Genomic DNA, 15250 nt, shown 5'->3' on the forward strand with positions numbered 1-15250 from the left:
CGGGAGAAGAAAAAAACCTCCCGTCACAGAACAGGAGGTTTAGCGCGCGACGCTGGGCGTTCGCGCGCTAGGCAATGATAACAACGAGGGACTGCATGCCCACAGTGTCGTGCCTGGGCGTCGCCGGCGCCTCGATCGTCCCAGCTGCTGAGACAGCTGGGCGTGGGAGTGACCTGCCGCCGGGAACCGCCGCCGTCGGCTCAGACCATCTGGCGCAGCCAGCCGTGCTGGTCCTCGCGGCGGCCGTACTGGATGTCGAGCAGTGAGGTGCGCAACGCGGCGGTGGTCTCGCCGATCTCGCCACTGCCCACAGTCCAGGTCCCCTCCGAGCTCTTCAGTGACGCGATCGGGGTGATCACCGCTGCGGTCCCGCAGGCGAAGATCTCGCTGACCCGACCGGACGCCACGTCGTCGAGCAGCTCGTCGATGCCGATCCGCCGCTCCACCGGGGTGAGCCCGTGTTCGGCTGCCAGGGTGAGGATCGAGTCGCGGGTGACGCCCTCCAAGATGCTGCCGCTCAGCTCGGGGGTGATCAGCTCGTGATCGGTGGTGATCAAGTAGACGTTCATGCCGCCGAGCTCCTCGACCCAGGCGTGCTCTCGGCCATCGGCGAACATCACCTGGTCGCAGCCATGCTCGGCTGCCTCCTGCTGGGCCAGCAGCCCTCCGGCGTAGTTGCCACCGAACTTCGCCGCGCCGGTGCCACCGGTGGAGGCGCGGGTGTAGGTGGTGGTGATCCAGATGTTGACCGGCTTGAGCCCGGTCGCGAAGTAGGGCCCGGCTGGGCTCGCGATGCAGCAGTACGTCACCCGCTTGGCCGGCCGGACACCGAGGAACGCCTCGGAGGCGAACATGAACGGCCGCAAATACAGGCTCTGCTCCCCGCTGTCGGGCACCCAGGCGCGGTCGACGTCCACCAGCGCCTCGATGCTGCCGAGGAAGTCCTCGGTCGACAGCTGCGGCAGCGCCAGCCGTGCCGCCGAGCGCTGGAACCGCTCGGCGTTCTTCTCCGGCCGGAAGGCCCAGACCGTACCGTCGGCATGCCGGTATGCCTTGAGGCCTTCGAAGATCTCCTGCGCGTAGTGCAGCACTGCGGTGGCCGGGTCCAGCGAGAACGGCCCATAGGGCAACACGGCCGAGTCGTGCCAGCCGTCCGTCGAAGTCCACGTCGCGACCACCATGTGGTCGGTGAAGTTCATCCCGAAACCGGGGTCGGCGAGGATCGCGGACCGCTCGGCATCGCTGCGGGGATGGGGATTCGGGCGTACGTCGAACTGGAGGCTCATGGCTGAACGCTAGTACATCGGCACCATGAGACATCGCCAGCCACCTGCTGCTGGCTGGATAGCATGCGGGGCATGAGCGACGTATCCAGTCCCCGTCCAGACGTCCCCGGCCAGAGCGGCACCGCAGCCGCGCTGACCACACGTCACCTCGCCGTGATCGGCGGCGACGGCATCGGCCCCGAGGTGGTCGCCGAAGGGCTGAAGGTGCTCGAGGCGGTCGCCGGGGCGGGTACGTTCTCGACCACCAGCTATGACCTGGGCGCCACCCGCTGGCAACGTACCGGCGAGGTGCTGCCGGACTCGGTGATGGCCGAGCTGGCCCAGGCCGACGCGATCCTGCTCGGCGCGGTCGGCGCGGCTCCGGGCGCCACGGACGTACCGAGCGGGCTGCTGGAGCGCGGTCTGCTGCTCAAGCTGCGGTTCGCCTTCGACCACTACGTCAACCTGCGGCCCAGCCGGCTCTTCCCCGGCGTGCCGACCCCGCTCGCCCCGCATGTCACGGCCGGCAAGGAGGTCGACTTCGTGGTGGTCCGCGAGGGTACGGAGGGCCTGTACTGCGGCAACGGTGGCGTGGTCCGGGTCGGGACGCCGGCGGAGATCGCCACCGAGGTGAGTGTCAACACCGCGTACGGGGTCGAGCGGGTCGTCCGCGATGCCTTCGCCCGCGCCGCCCGGCGGCGCAATCACATCACCTTGGTGCACAAGCACAATGTGCTGGTCAACGCCGGCGGGCTGTGGCGACGGATCTTCGAGGAGGTCGCGGCCGAATACCCGGGTGTGACGACCGACTATCTGCACGTCGACGCGGCCACGATCTTCCTGGCCGTGGATCCGGCCCGGTTCGACGTCATCGTGACCGACAACCTGTTCGGCGACATCCTGACCGACCTGGCCGCGGCGGTCACCGGCGGCATCGGGCTTGCTGCCAGCGGCAACATCAACCCGGACGGCACCTTCCCGTCGATGTTCGAGCCGGTGCACGGGTCGGCCCCCGACATCGCCGGCCAGGGCGTGGCCGACCCGACGGCGACCATTCTCTCGGTCGGGTTGCTGCTGGACCACCTGGGGCTCAGCGACGAGGCGGCCAGGGTGGAGAAGGCGGTCATCGCCGACATCGCCGGTCGTGCCGGGGCTGATCGCCGCAGCACCACCGAGATCGGCGACGCGATCGCCGCCGCCGTCTGAGCTGACCGCGGCGTCAGTCGGGCGTGCTGGCCGCGGTCACGTCAGCCACCCGCCGGGCCAGCACCGGCGGCTGGACGGAATGCTCCTTGCGGGCCCGGCGCCGGGGACGGTCGGAGGATGGGGCCGCACGCTCGAGCCGACGTCCGCGGTCGGTCTGCGCGGCATCGGTCCAGGAGTCGGGGTACATCTCGTACATGGTCGGTCCTCGGCTAGGTCGTCTGGGCCCGATACTAGGACGTCCGACTATCTCGGTCTCGGTCGACCGCTCGGTGGTCTCAGTGGTCAAGACGTCGCCCGCACCGTCTCGACGGCAATCACACTGGTTGCATGAGCGCACCTCCCGAACTGCCCAAGATCGTCGTCCGGGCGCTGCGGATGTCGCTGGAGCGTGGCTATGTCCAGGCGTCGCGGAGTGAGACCGGGCGGCTGCTGGCCACGCTCGCTGCCACCCGGAGCGGAACGATCGCGGAGTGCGGCACGGGGTGCGGGGTCGGCGCCGCGTGGTTGCGCCATGGCGCCCCCAAGCAGACCAGGGTGATCACGGCCGAGCTCGACCCCGAGCTGGCCCACGGGGTGATGGACATGTTCGCCGACGACGACATCGACGTCATCCACGCCGACTGGAGCACCCTGGCTGACCACGCGCCCTTCTCGCTGATCTTCATCGACGCCGCCGGCGCCAAGTCGACCGACCACGAGGAGATCGTGGGGCTGCTGGACTCCGGCGGCATGATCGTGCTGGACGACTTCACCCCGTGCGCCAGTTGGCCGCCGCTGGACCGTGGCCGCGTCGACACGCTGCGGCAGACGTGGCTGTCCGACGACCGCTTCCACAGCGTCGATGTGATGGTCGCCGAGGACACGTCGGTCGTCATCGCCGTCAAGCACTAGCCGTCGCTCAGGCGCCGCCGCGGCGGGGACCGTACCGCCTCAGCCCGGTGCCGAGGTGGCGAAGTGTCTGGTCGTCGGGCATCCTGTCGGTGTGTCAGCCGCCCCGCCGAAGTCCGTCCGCGTCATCGCAGGGACGATGATGATGGCTGCCTTCGTCCTGATCGCCTTCGCGATCATCACCCGCTTCGCGGGCGGCTGGGGGGTGCCGTTCTTCTCCTTCACCACCGACCGCGGCTCCTCCTGCACCAACAACCTGACAGGTTTCACCTGCTCGCCGGTCACGCTGGCCGACATCGAGTTCTACGGTGATGTCGACCTGCCGGACGACACAGTGGTCGTCACCAGCAACTACCGCTCGACCCACGACTTCGCCTTGGATGCTCGGGTGGAGATCCCGAAGGCCTCGGCGGCGGCCGGCGCACAGTCGCTGCAGGAGGCCTTCGGTCGCTGCCAGCCGAACCATCCCTCCCCGCTCGACCCGACCGGGCTGGCCGGTCTCTGCGTGCTCGCCAACGACAACGCCGTCACCCAGCAGGGCGATGTCGGCAGCCAGCTGTATGTCGTCGCCACCGGTGTCCGCAAGGACGGCGTCCGGGTCGCTGTGCTGTCCATCAAGTCCCGCTGACCGTCGCTCCACCGCGACGAGCCACCGCACCGCCGCCCCGGACGGCCGAAGGCCCCGCGGATCGCGCGGGGCCTTCAGGACGTACGGGTGCAGCGGGCTGCGGATCAGCGAGCGGCGTGGCCCTCGACGTAGTCGTCATCGTGGCTCTTGACCCACGACATCAGGCCGCGCAGCTTGCGGCCGGTGTCCTCGATCGGGTGCGTCTCAGCCGCCTCGCGGAAGGCCTTGAACTCCGGCGCACCGGCATCCTGGTCGTCGATGAACCGCTTGGCGAACGCGCCGTTCTGGATGTCGGTGAGGACGGCCTTCATGTTCTCCTTGACGCGCGCGTCGATCACCCGCGGGCCGGAGACGTAGTCGCCGTACTCGGCGGTGTCGGAGATGCTCCACCGCTGCTTGGCGATGCCGCCCTCATACATCAGGTCGACGATCAGCTTGAGCTCGTGCAGGCACTCGAAGTACGCCACCTCGGGCTGGTAGCCCGCCTCGGTCAGCGTCTCGAAGCCCGCCTGGATGAGCGCGCTGGCGCCACCACAGAGGACGGCCTGCTCACCGAACAGGTCGGTCTCGGTCTCCTCGGTGAAGGTGGTCTTGATGCCGCCGGCTCGCAGACCACCGATGGCCTTCGCGTAGGCCAGTCCCAGGTCCCAGGCCTTGCCGGACGCGTCCTGCTCGACCGCGACGAGCACCGGGACACCGCGACCCTCGGCATACTCGCGGCGCACCAGGTGACCCGGACCCTTCGGTGCGACCATCACCACGTCGACGCCCTCGGGCGGGGTGATGTAGCCGTAGCGGATGTTGAAGCCGTGGCTGAAGAAGATGGCGTCACCGGGGACGAGGTTGGGCTCGACCGCCTCGGCGTACACCTTCCGCTGGACGGGGTCCGGGGTCAAGATCATGATCAGATCCGCTTCCTCGCACGCCTCGTAGGGGGTGAGGACGCGAAGGCCCTGGGCCTCGGCTTTCGCACGGCTCTTGCTGCCTTCGGGCAGACCGACCCGGACGTCGACACCGGAGTCACGCAGGGACAGCGCGTGGGCGTGACCCTGGCTGCCGAAGCCGAGGATGGCGACGTTGCGGCCCTGGATCAGGGACAGGTCGGCATCGGTGTCATAGAACATTTCTGCGGGCACTTTGGTTGATCTCCTTGTGATCTTGTTATGCGTTGAACTGGAAGGAATGGGAGGACGGCTACGCCGGCTCAGATGGCCCGGACGACTTTCTGCCGGTCCGGTCGGGCGCGGTCGCTGATCGAGCGGGATCCCCGGCCGACAGCCACCAGGCCTGACTGCACCAGCTCCCGGATGCCGAACGGCTCCAGCAGCTTGAGCAGAGCGTCCAGCTTCTCAGGGCTGCCGGTGGCCTCGATGGTGATCGCGTCGTTGGTGACGTCGACGGCCTTGGCTCCGAAGAGCTGCAGGATGTCAAGCACCTGGCCCCGGATCTCGGGCTCGGCGCGGACCTTGACCAAGATCAGCTCGCGACGGACGGCGCTCGGGTCGAGCTCGACGATCTTGAGGACCTCGATCAGCTTGTTGAGCTGCTTGGTGAGCTGCTCCAGGACCAGGTCGTCGACGGTGATGACGACAGTGATCCGTGACATGTGGGGATACTCGGTCGGCCCGACGGCCAGCGACTCGATGTTGAAGCCGCGGCGGGAGAACAACGCCGACACTCGGGCCAGCACGCCCGGCTTGTTCTCGACCAGGACACTCAGGGTGTGGGTGTTCACAACATCTCCTCTTCCCAGTCGGGAGCCAGGTCGCGGGCGTAGCTGATGGCGTCGTTGCTGGCGCCGGCGGCGACCATCGGCCACACCATCGCGTCCTTGTGGACCACGAACTCGACCACCACCGGGACGTCGTTGATCGACAGCGCCTTCTCGATCACCGAGTCGACGTCGCTGGGATCCTCGGCCCGCAGGCCGACGCAGCCCATGGCCTCGGCCAGCTTCGGGAAGTCGGGGATCCGGTTGGTCTTCAGGTCGGTGTTGGAGTAGCGGCCCTGATAGAACAGGGTCTGCCACTGACGCACCATGCCCAGGCTCTGGTTGTTGATCACGGCGATCTTGACCGGGATGCCCTCCAGCGCACAGGTGACCAGCTCCTGGTTGGTCATCTGGAAGCAGCCGTCCCCGTCGATGCCCCACACGGTCGCGTCCGGGCGGCCCACCTTGGCCCCCATCGCGGCAGGCACGCAGTAGCCCATCGTCCCGAGGCCGCCGGAGTTCAGCCAACGGCCGGGCAGCTCGAACGGCAGGTAGTGCGCCGACCACATCTGGTGCTGGCCCACGCCGGCGGCATAGTAGGCATCCGGACCGGTCAGGTCGCCGATCCGCTTGATCACGTGCTGCGGCGACAGCAGGCTCTCGTCCTCGGGGAAGTCGAAGCCGGTCGGGTAGCGGCGCTTCATGTCCTGCAGGTAGCGCACCCAGTCGGTGATCTCCGGCATCCGGCCGGAAGCCCGCAGCAGGGCAGTCAGCTCGCCGATGACCTCCTTGCAGTCACCCACGATCGGCACGTCGGCCAGTCGGTTCTTGGAGATCTCGGCGGGATCGATGTCGGCGTGGATGACCTTGGCGCCGGGCGCGAAGCTGGACAGCTGTCCGGTCACCCGGTCGTCGAACCGCGCGCCGAGGGTGATCAGCAGGTCGCTGCGCTGCAGCGCACCCACCGCGGGCACCGTGCCGTGCATACCGGGCATGCCCATGTTCTGCGGGTGGCTGGCGGGAAAGACGCCGAGCGCCATCAGGGTGGTCACCACCGGGATGCCGGTCAGCTCGGCCAGCTCCTTGAGCTCCTTGGCCGCGCCGGCCTTGACCACGCCGCCACCCACGTAGAGGACCGGGCGGCTGGCCTCGCTGATCAGCTTGGCCGCCTCGCGCACCTGCTTCCCGTGCGGCTTGGTCACCGGTCGATAGCCGGGCAGGTCCAGCTGGGTCGGCCAGGTGAACCCCGACGTCGCCTGCAGCGCGTCCTTGGTGATGTCGACCAGCACCGGGCCGGGGCGTCCGGTGCCGGCGATGTGGAACGCCGACGCGATCGCGTCGGGGATGTCCTCGGCCCGGGTGACCAGGAAGTTGTGCTTGGTGATGGGCATCGTGATGCCCCGGATGTCGGCCTCCTGGAAGGCGTCGGTGCCGATGGACGGGCCCGCGACCTGACCGGTGATGGCGACGATCGGGACCGAGTCCATGTATGCGTCGGCGATCGGCGTGACGAGGTTGGTCGCACCGGGGCCGGAGGTGGCCATGCAGACGCCGACCTTGCCGGTGACCATCGCGTAGCCCTCGGCCGCGTGGCCCGCGCCCTGCTCGTGACGTACCAGGATGTGGCGTACGTAGGCCGAGTCGTAGAGGGGGTCGTACGCCGGGAGGATGGCACCTCCAGGGATTCCGAACACCGTGTCCGCGCCAACCTGCTCGAGCGACTTCACCAGCGATTGCGCTCCGGTGAACTGCTCGGCGGCGACGGAGTTGTCAGCCATCGGGGTCTCCTTGCCCATATCTGTGATCTGTGGCGGATGCCGTGCGGCGCCCGCAGCATGGTCGTACCAAGAAAAAACCCCCGCCGCCGGATGGCAGACGAGGGAGCGCGTCGGTGGTTGAGTGAGGACTCAGCCGACACGCTGTCGAACTACGAGAATGCTGAAGACAGTAAGCACACGATCACGATCACCCATCCTCTCGCGGGTGTCAATCGGGGACCGGGCGCGTCTTGCCATCTGGAAGGAAGGTCGGACGTCCTAACAGTCCAGCGGCGGCGCGAATCTGTACAGCCAGGCCGCGGCCGCCATCATCGCCGGCTGAGCAGACACCGGCCGGGCGTGCTCGGCAGCCCGTGGAGGGCGGCATCATCGGCTCTGCTGAAGTCGAGCGGCCAGCTCCACAGCCCGGGCACTGGGCGAAACGCGACGTCTCCCCCGACCGGTGAGATGCTCGCGGTGTCAGCGGCGAGCAGCTGCGGGTCCAGGACGAGTGGGGCCAGGTCTGCAGCGAATCGCCGATCTGCGGCACCAGTGACGACCTGGGTCGGCTGGGCGGTGGGTCGTCAGGAGGCGACGGCGGGCCTGGGGCTGGTGGGGTGCGGCGGGCTGGGTCTTTCCCCCGGCGTCGGCGGTGTGCCCAACGTCAGTCCGAGACGTCTTCCAGGGTCGTGCTCGGGGCGGGCCTGAACAACCACCTCAGGTCCTTCTTGAACCGTCCACCGGTGTTGCTGGCTCACCTCAGACCGTGTGGGTGTAGCCCCGGATCGGCTGTCATCCATGGTCACATTTCGGCGATTTCGGTGTCCGGAGGAGGTCCTGGTCGGATCCTCACTGTGACGCTCAGCGGCGGAGCTTGGACAGGCGAGACCCCAACGCCGACGGCCGACGGGATGCGGATACGGGTCGTCAAACGGACACTTGCGCTCCCATCACCGCAATGGACCGTCCGTCTGCGGTGTCGAGGACTTGGTGTTGACGTCACGAAGAGCCGGAAGTTCTTGTGATTCGTCGCCGACACTGCCGTTACGGGAAAGGCGGACGCGCCAGTGGGCTGGCTCGACATGGCACCCGGGCGAATGCCCGAGCTGGGGCTACTTAGCATCAAAGGTGGGACAACGCCTCAGCCGGTTCACTATCAATGGAGAGATACCGTGAGTCAGACCCTCAACCTCGAGTCCGTCGCATCCGGACTGAGCCATGTTGGCGCTTCCCGTGAAGCTCCTGCGTCTAGCCTGGTCCACGAGCTGCCTGCTGATCATCAACTACTGCTCAGCCTTGGCAACGGCGGAACATGCTTTCACGGTGTCTTTCGGCTGCTGGGCTTCGAGCGGGGCCGACACCTAGACCTCGACTCTTGGAACGCCCCGAGTACGTGGCGAGACACGTGGGATGACCGACTCGATCCGTATGTCATATTCGGGGGGACGGCGTGGGGAGATCAATACGCCTACCGCCGCGGAGACGATGGGCAGCTAGAGCCTGAGGTGTATGAACTTGACTCGATTGCCATGAGGCCGTACGAGCTCGCTTCGACGTTCGGGGACTTCGTTCGCGACGAGTGGCTGCGTAACGCCAAGCAGCCCTACGACAGTATGGTCCTCGCGGGGGTTCGACGCTTCGGCTCGATAGAACCCGATCAGCTATGGGTCATCTCCCCACCCCCCGGACTGGGGGCGCCCGAAGATATCGAAAATGCTCTCGTCATGCCCGCCATCTCGGCGATGGCGATTGCCGGTGACATCGCGACTGGCATATCCGGCAAGACCCAAGATCCGGTCAGCCTCACCCCCTGGGTAGACGACGTGGGCCGCGGACGTGTTCGGCTGAATTTCAGCTGATGGTGCCCCTGCGTTACGACCACCTCGACGACTCCGCTGACTCTTTGAACAATACCGGCCCTACAGATATCCGGATGAGCTCGACATGGAAGACGCGATGATCATTGGAGAGGTCAACAACGTAACCGGCAGTCCGATAACAAACAGTTGACAGATTCTGCTGCGTGGGCAAAGTTGCACAGACTCGAATTCAAGCTGCATGTCCGTGCTGGCCCCAACAAGACAAGTTGTCTGGCCGTCTTCAGAAAGAGGTCAACGAAGGCCGCATTACCCTCGGTGCGGACTGTACTGACTTGCACCCGAATTTCCACTGACCCGCACACATAAGCCTGAGCGGCGACGAAGCGCCTGGCGGAAGCGACCTCAGCCCGTCACGCTCAGAACCCGCTTGTCCGCCCAGCATGGGCCGGACCCGGCAACGCTGACAGGTGTCTGAAGCGCTCCTGCGACCGCACCCACCCAGTCGCGCGGTGCAGGGCCGTAAACGGGCCGGCACCGCCCGAGCAGGTCGGTCAGGCGCTGCTGGTATTCCAGGTCACGAAAAGGCCCCGGGGCCAGCCGGGCCAGTGGTTCACCGGCCGCGTCGTAGCTGTCAGCCAGACGGAGGTCACCGCGGCGCTCGGCCACGTCCAGATGGGTCAGGGCGAGGGAGTCGACGCCGCCGGCGACCTCGAGGGCGTAGCGGTGAGCGACGGCGTCGAAGTGACCGGCACGGAAACCGCCCTGCCAGCGGCCGGTGCCGTTGTGAGCATCGGGCAGCTGCGCGCTCAGTCGGCCGCTCTCGGTGACGAAGGGGCCGTTGCCGTGGCGGGTGGTGTAGGTCCGCAGCACCCCGAGCCGGTTCAGCTGCCGCGCCCGGCCGGCCTCAGCCATCAGCGTCTCCGCGTTGTCGAACGTTGTCGTCGACCAGGTGGTGTGCGGGTGGAAGCCGCGCCACTCGTCAAGGAGGACCCCTTGCGCACCTTCGAAGATGACGTCGCCTGCGTCGAGCAGCCGGTCAAGATAGCTGGCGTTGACCAGTCTGACCTGGTCGGCGAACCGGCGATAGGCGCCAACCACCGCTTCGACCGGTGGCAGATCCGCGTCGGTCAGGCTCAGATGTTCAGCCAGGACCGTGCCGCGAAGCCGGGTCAGCTTCGTCGTCATCGTCGCTGGGTCCTCGGCGTCGCCGACGTGCGGGGCATCCAGCGGATGCTTGAGCGAATACGCCATCGTCTCCCCGATCCCGATGCCGCAGGACCCGTGCCGGGCATCGCCGCGGGCCCGCTCACGGGCCTGGTTCGCGGCCCGGTGGTACGGGGTGGTGAGCAGCGCCTGGCGGTCCACGCTGACCAGCGACAACGGGTCCGCAACGCCGAGGTGGGCCAGGTGCTCAGCTTCGGCGGCCAGGGCGAACGGCTCCACCAGCATGAACCGTGACAGGTGGGTGCGCACGCCGGGGGTGAAGGTGCCGGAGCCGAACTGGGCGAACGTGTGGTGGCGCCCGTCGGGGCGGACCACGTTATGCGCCGCCTGCGCTCCGCCGTTGAAGCGGACCACCGCGTGGACCGGCTGTGTCGCGCACAGCCAGTCCACCACGGTGCCCTTCCCGGCGTCTCCGTAGCCCAAGTCGACGACGCCGGTGTGGGTCACAGCCGTCCGACCTCGTCATCGGCACCGACCACCAGGTCACCCGGGGCGCTGCTGTGGGCCAGCGCGCCGCGGCCGGCGCCGACGGTGGCGAGCGCCTTGGAGACGGTCGCGGTCGCGTTCGACCCGATCTCGCGAAGGTCATCGAGACCTTCATCAAGGTCGATGGCGTCCTCACCGAGACCGATGGTGAGCGCGATCGTCTCGCAGACGGCGTCCAAGTCGTCGAGCTGGATGACGTTCTGGCCGAGCAGCCCACGCCAGAAGTCGAGGATGCGTGGGTCGCGGGCGTAGCTGGAGCCGGCCGGAAGGATGTAGTAGACGTCGTACTTGGTCTGCAGCTCGGCCACGATGGCCTCAGTGGTGACCGTCTCCCCCAGCTCGTCCCCGATCACCGTCGACACCTCCCGGGCGCTCACCTTCGGGTAGGCCAGCTCGTCGCCGATGATGAACAGGTAGCCGCGCTTGCCGCGCCGCTCAAGGCAGTCCAGGGCGGTGTGGCGGGCCATGAAGTACATGGCGAGCTCGTAGGACTCTCGCATCTGACCGCCGCCGCCGCCCTCGAGGACGATGTTGCTCAGGTGCTCATCCATCCGGTTGTCCGACTCGAACTGGCCGATCTGCAATGGAGCCCGGTCACAGGTGGCGTCACCGATGGCTCCGAACAGGATCTGCGGGTGCTCGACGTAGCCCTTGCGCAGCAGCAGCCCGAACAGGTCTGGCAGCTTGGCCTGCAGGGCCCGCGGGACCGTTCCCATCGAGCCGGTCACATCGAACAGCACCGAGATGGCCAGGCTCGTCGGGTGCTCGTCGGAGTCGCGGCTCTCGCGGACCTCGACTCCCATCGGGTCAAGGGTCGGGTGGGTGTGGCGCGCTCCGCTGTCGGAGTAGCTGAAGGCGCTCGTGCCGGTGGCCGCCCGGTGGGTGGCTGCGGCGGTGTAGACGTCAGTGGACCAGCGTCCGCTTCCCATGGTCGTTCTCCTTCGTTGAGGTGGTGCGTGAGGGGTGGTGTGGGGCCGGAAGGCCCCGAGGTGGTGCAGCTAGGGAGTGGGCATGGTGAAGACCCGGAAGGTGCGCGGCCCGTAGGACCGTTCGAGGAGCTCATCAAGCTCGGCGAGCAGCCGCCAGGCATCCTGCGGTCGGGCCCGCTGGGAGGTGAGGGTGCAGCCAGTGGCGAACGCCTTCAGGGGTGCCGGCAGCCGCGGACCGATGAGTCCCGTCATGGTCTTCGTGGCCAGGTAGATGTCCGTGGCCGCTGTGGCCGGGGACTTTGCGAGCACCTCCGGCGGGTACGCCGACCGGTGGCGGGAAACGATGGCGGGGACTGTCTGCCCGCCCTCGGTGGTGGCATAGCACCAGTCGATGAGCACCAGGCCGTGCTCGGCCGGGGAGATGAGGATGTGCTCGGGCAGGACGGCGCCATGGATGACGCCGGCCCGGTGGGCGTAGCCGAGGGCCACCAGCAGCCGACGCCACATCCAAGCGGCGTCGCGCGGGTCGACGCCGCCCGGGTAGGCGTGCGCCACGTCGGCGAGTGTGACGAAGCCGTCGAGCTGTTCGATGACGTTGAACCGTCGGTCGGTGCCGGAGACGGTGTCGCGGTGGCGGAACGTCTCCACCAGGGCGGGCGCGTAGGCCCGATACCGCTCGTCGCCGTCACGGAGCAGCTGGGTGAGCGCTTTCGCCTCGGCCTGCAGCAGGTCGTTGTTGGTGGCGCTGCGCGGCATCTTGACCAGGAGGGTTGCCGCTGTGCCGGCGCTGCGGGCGGTGTAGAGGTTGGCGATGTCGCCGCGGTGGGCGATGTCGCCGAGGGTGTAGCTGCGCTTGCGGGTGGTGACGGTGATGGCTGCGGCGGCCGGGGACCTCAGGTCTGCCCAGAGGTCACTGAGCCGGGTGAAGGCGCGGGTGGCGTCGGGGTCGGCGCACACGTCGGGGTGCAGCTGGCTGGCCAGCCGCCGGTAGGTCCGATGCGCTCTCGCCCAGCCCTCGGTGTCCGCGCGGGCCGGACGCGCGCCGAAGAGGTCAGCTGCGACCGACGCCGACAGGACCTGCTCCAACGCGGTCTCGGTAGCCGCATCCGCTTTCGTAGTCATAGTGACCATAGTGTCATAGTGTCATAGTGACACCTTCATCGCATTGGGGGTTCGCAGTGATCCTGCTCACTGCACCGCGCAGCCTCCGCACCTCAGTAGCTGCGGAGGCTCCAGTGGCGGTGCGCCGGCGTGCAAAAGAAGCAGGACCCCGGCGCAGTGAAGCGCAGGGGTCCTGGTGGATGTTCATACTGCTGGGAAGCGGCGGTCCTTCAACGAAGGAGCGCAGGCTGCATCAGCAGGAACGTCCATCGGGAATACCAACCCGTCACCGTGTGTGGTGAAGGGGAGCCGCAGCGGGCAGCCTTACTAGGGCGAGGTGAAATCATTTTTCTGCGACACAAGGTGTCCCTCTCCACTCTCGCGGCACCGCCGCAGACCACAAGCGCCTCGGCAACGCGACCCGCGCACCCGAGTGGCTCGGGTGCGCGGTCGGCCGGTGCGGCATGGCCGGCGGGACGCTCAGCTGCAGATGGCGCCGGTGTTGGCCGACTTCACCAGCTTGGCGTACTTGGCGAGCACACCGCGGCGGGCCGGGCGCGGGGTGGGCGTCCACGACGCGCGCCGTGCGGCCAGCTCGGCGTCGTCGACGGCCAGGTCCAGCCGACCGTTGGCCACGTCGAGGGTGATCACGTCGCCGTCCTGCACCAGCGCGATCGGACCGCCGTCGGTGGCTTCGGGCGCGATGTGGCCGACGCACAGGCCCGTCGTCCCACCGGAGAAGCGGCCGTCGGTGATGAGCATGACGTCCTTGCCCAGTCCGGCGCCCTTGATCGCGCCGGTGATGGCCAGCATCTCCCGCATCCCGGGTCCGCCCTTGGGTCCCTCGTAGCGGATCACCACGACGTCGCCGGCAGCGATGGTGCCGTCCTCGAGCGCGTCCATGGCGGCCCGCTCACCGTCGAACACCCGGGCGGTGCCCGAGATGACGTCCTTGTCGAACCCGGCGCTCTTCACCACGGCCCCCTCGGGGGCGAGCGAGCCGTGCAGGATGGTGATGCCCCCGGTCGGGTGCATCGGCTTGTCCATCGCCCGGATGATGGTGCCGTCGATGTCGGGCGGGGCGATGTCGGCCAGGTTCTCCGCCATCGTCTTGCCGGTGACGGTCATGCAGTCGCCGTGCAGCAGGCCGGCGTCGAGCAATGCCTTCATCACCACCGGGACGCCACCCACCCGGTCCACGTCGTTCATCACATAGCGGCCGAACGGCTTCAGGTCGCCCAGGTGGGGGACCTTCTTGCCCACCCGGACGAAGTCGTCCAGGGTGAGGTCGACCTCGGCCTCGTTCGCGATGGCCAGCAGGTGGAGCACGGCGTTGGTGGAGCCGCCGAAGGCCATCGTGACGGCGATGGCGTTCTCGAACGCCTCCTTGGTCAGGATCTGGCGGGCCGTGATGCCCCGGCGCAGCAGGTTGACCACGGCCGCACCGCTCTGCCGGGCGTAGATGTCGCGGCGGCGCGCGACCGCGGGCGGGGCGGCGGAGCCGGGCAGGGACATCCCGAGGGCCTCGGCGGCGCTGGCCATCGTGTTGGCGGTGTACATGCCGCCGCAGGCGCCTTCGCCGGGACAGATGGCCTTCTCGATCTCGGTCACCTCGTCGCGGGTGATCAGGCCCTTCAGGCAGGCCCCGACCGCCTCGAAGGCGTCGATGATGGTGACGTCTTTGTCCCCCACCCGGCCGGGCATGATGGAGCCGGCGTAGAGGAACACCGAGGACAGGTCGAGCCGGGCCGCGGCCATCAGCATGCCGGGCAGCGACTTGTCGCAGCCGGCCAGCAGCACCGAGCCGTCCAGCCGCTCGGCCGACATCACCGTCTCCACGGAGTCGGCGATGATCTCCCGGCTGACCAGTGAGTAGTGCATGCCCTCGTGGCCCATCGAGATGCCGTCGGAGACCGAGATGGTGCCGAACTCCAGCGGGTAGCCGCCGGCTGCGTGCACCCCGTCCTTGACCGCCTTCGCCAGCCGGTCGAGTGACAGGTTGCAGGGGGTGATCTCATTCCAGCTGGACGCCACCCCGACCTGCGGCTTGACCCAGTCGTCATCGCCCATGCCCACCGCGCGCAGCATGCCGCGGGAGGCGGTCGCCTCGAGGCCGTCGGTGACGACCCGGGAGCGAGGCTTGATGTCGACGCCGGGTTTGACGCCGCGGTCCGAGGAGCTGGTGGACGGCGCTGAGGGCGCGACGGGATCTGTGGTGGTGGTCTCCGGGGTCAT

At 68.1% G+C, this 15250-nt stretch carries 13 protein-coding genes; 4 read left to right on the top strand and 9 right to left on the bottom strand.

Translation table 11 applies throughout. The features are described 5' to 3' along the window. Positions 1–200: 200 nt before the first annotated feature. Positions 201–1286 carry a branched-chain amino acid aminotransferase gene (locus AC1XX3_RS15290; protein WP_483321990.1) on the bottom strand — a complete coding sequence of 362 codons (1086 nt, stop codon included), beginning with the start codon at positions 1284–1286 and terminating at the stop codon, positions 201–203. A 72-nt stretch (positions 1287–1358) separates the two neighbouring features. Here AC1XX3_RS15290 and AC1XX3_RS15295 point away from each other — a divergent pair, with 72 nt between their 5' ends. Next, positions 1359–2471, top strand: coding sequence for a 3-isopropylmalate dehydrogenase (locus AC1XX3_RS15295; protein WP_483321991.1), 1113 nt, complete (start codon positions 1359–1361; stop codon positions 2469–2471). 13 nt (positions 2472–2484) lie between these two features. Here the strand turns inward: AC1XX3_RS15295 and AC1XX3_RS15300 are convergent, their stop codons facing one another. After that, positions 2485–2667: a hypothetical protein gene (locus AC1XX3_RS15300; protein ID WP_483321992.1), complete on the bottom strand. Its 183-nt coding sequence runs from the start codon at positions 2665–2667 to the stop codon at positions 2485–2487. Between the two features lie 131 nt (positions 2668–2798). Between AC1XX3_RS15300 and AC1XX3_RS15305 the strand changes: the two genes are divergently transcribed. Both AC1XX3_RS15305 and AC1XX3_RS15310 read left to right on the top strand, forming a co-directional pair. Next, positions 2799–3362 carry an O-methyltransferase gene (locus tag AC1XX3_RS15305; RefSeq protein ID WP_483321993.1) on the top strand — a complete coding sequence of 188 codons (564 nt, stop codon included), beginning with the start codon at positions 2799–2801 and terminating at the stop codon, positions 3360–3362. A 91-nt stretch (positions 3363–3453) separates the two neighbouring features. Next, entirely contained in the window at positions 3454–3987 is a 534-nt protein-coding gene (locus AC1XX3_RS15310) for a hypothetical protein (RefSeq protein ID WP_483321994.1), read from the top strand. A 104-nt stretch (positions 3988–4091) separates the two neighbouring features. On the opposite strand, the gene ilvC is transcribed toward AC1XX3_RS15310, so the two are convergent. The 3 genes from ilvC to AC1XX3_RS15325 form a co-directional block, all read right to left on the bottom strand. Continuing rightward, complete coding sequence (gene ilvC / locus AC1XX3_RS15315) at positions 4092–5111, bottom strand: ketol-acid reductoisomerase (RefSeq protein WP_483322121.1); 1020 nt, start codon at positions 5109–5111, stop codon at positions 4092–4094. Between the two features lie 80 nt (positions 5112–5191). Continuing rightward, positions 5192–5722: an acetolactate synthase small subunit gene (ilvN, locus tag AC1XX3_RS15320; RefSeq protein ID WP_483321995.1), complete on the bottom strand. Its 531-nt coding sequence runs from the start codon at positions 5720–5722 to the stop codon at positions 5192–5194. Then, positions 5719–7476, bottom strand: coding sequence for an acetolactate synthase large subunit (locus AC1XX3_RS15325; RefSeq protein ID WP_483321996.1), 1758 nt, complete (start codon positions 7474–7476; stop codon positions 5719–5721). The genes ilvN and AC1XX3_RS15325 overlap by 4 nt, the downstream gene beginning before the upstream one ends. 1508 nt (positions 7477–8984) lie before the next feature. On the opposite strand from AC1XX3_RS15325, the gene AC1XX3_RS15330 reads away from it, so the two are divergent. Beyond that, positions 8985–9314, top strand: coding sequence for a hypothetical protein (locus AC1XX3_RS15330; RefSeq protein WP_483321997.1), 330 nt, complete (start codon positions 8985–8987; stop codon positions 9312–9314). A 363-nt stretch (positions 9315–9677) separates the two neighbouring features. Here the strand turns inward: AC1XX3_RS15330 and AC1XX3_RS15335 are convergent, their stop codons facing one another. The 4 genes from AC1XX3_RS15335 to ilvD form a co-directional block, all read right to left on the bottom strand. Continuing rightward, entirely contained in the window at positions 9678–10946 is a 1269-nt protein-coding gene (locus AC1XX3_RS15335) for an adenylosuccinate synthetase (RefSeq protein ID WP_483321998.1), read from the bottom strand. Further along, positions 10943–11914 carry a hypothetical protein gene (locus AC1XX3_RS15340; RefSeq protein ID WP_483321999.1) on the bottom strand — a complete coding sequence of 324 codons (972 nt, stop codon included), beginning with the start codon at positions 11912–11914 and terminating at the stop codon, positions 10943–10945. Before AC1XX3_RS15340 ends, AC1XX3_RS15335 begins: the two co-directional genes overlap by 4 nt. Positions 11915–11983: 69 nt before the next feature. After that, a complete protein-coding gene (locus AC1XX3_RS15345; RefSeq protein ID WP_483322000.1) occupies positions 11984–13036 on the bottom strand; it encodes a hypothetical protein in 1053 nt (350 codons plus the stop codon). A 459-nt stretch (positions 13037–13495) separates the two neighbouring features. Then, entirely contained in the window at positions 13496–15250 is a 1755-nt protein-coding gene (gene ilvD, locus AC1XX3_RS15350) for a dihydroxy-acid dehydratase (RefSeq protein ID WP_483322001.1), read from the bottom strand.

Source organism: Microlunatus sp. M237 (genome assembly GCF_056896895.1).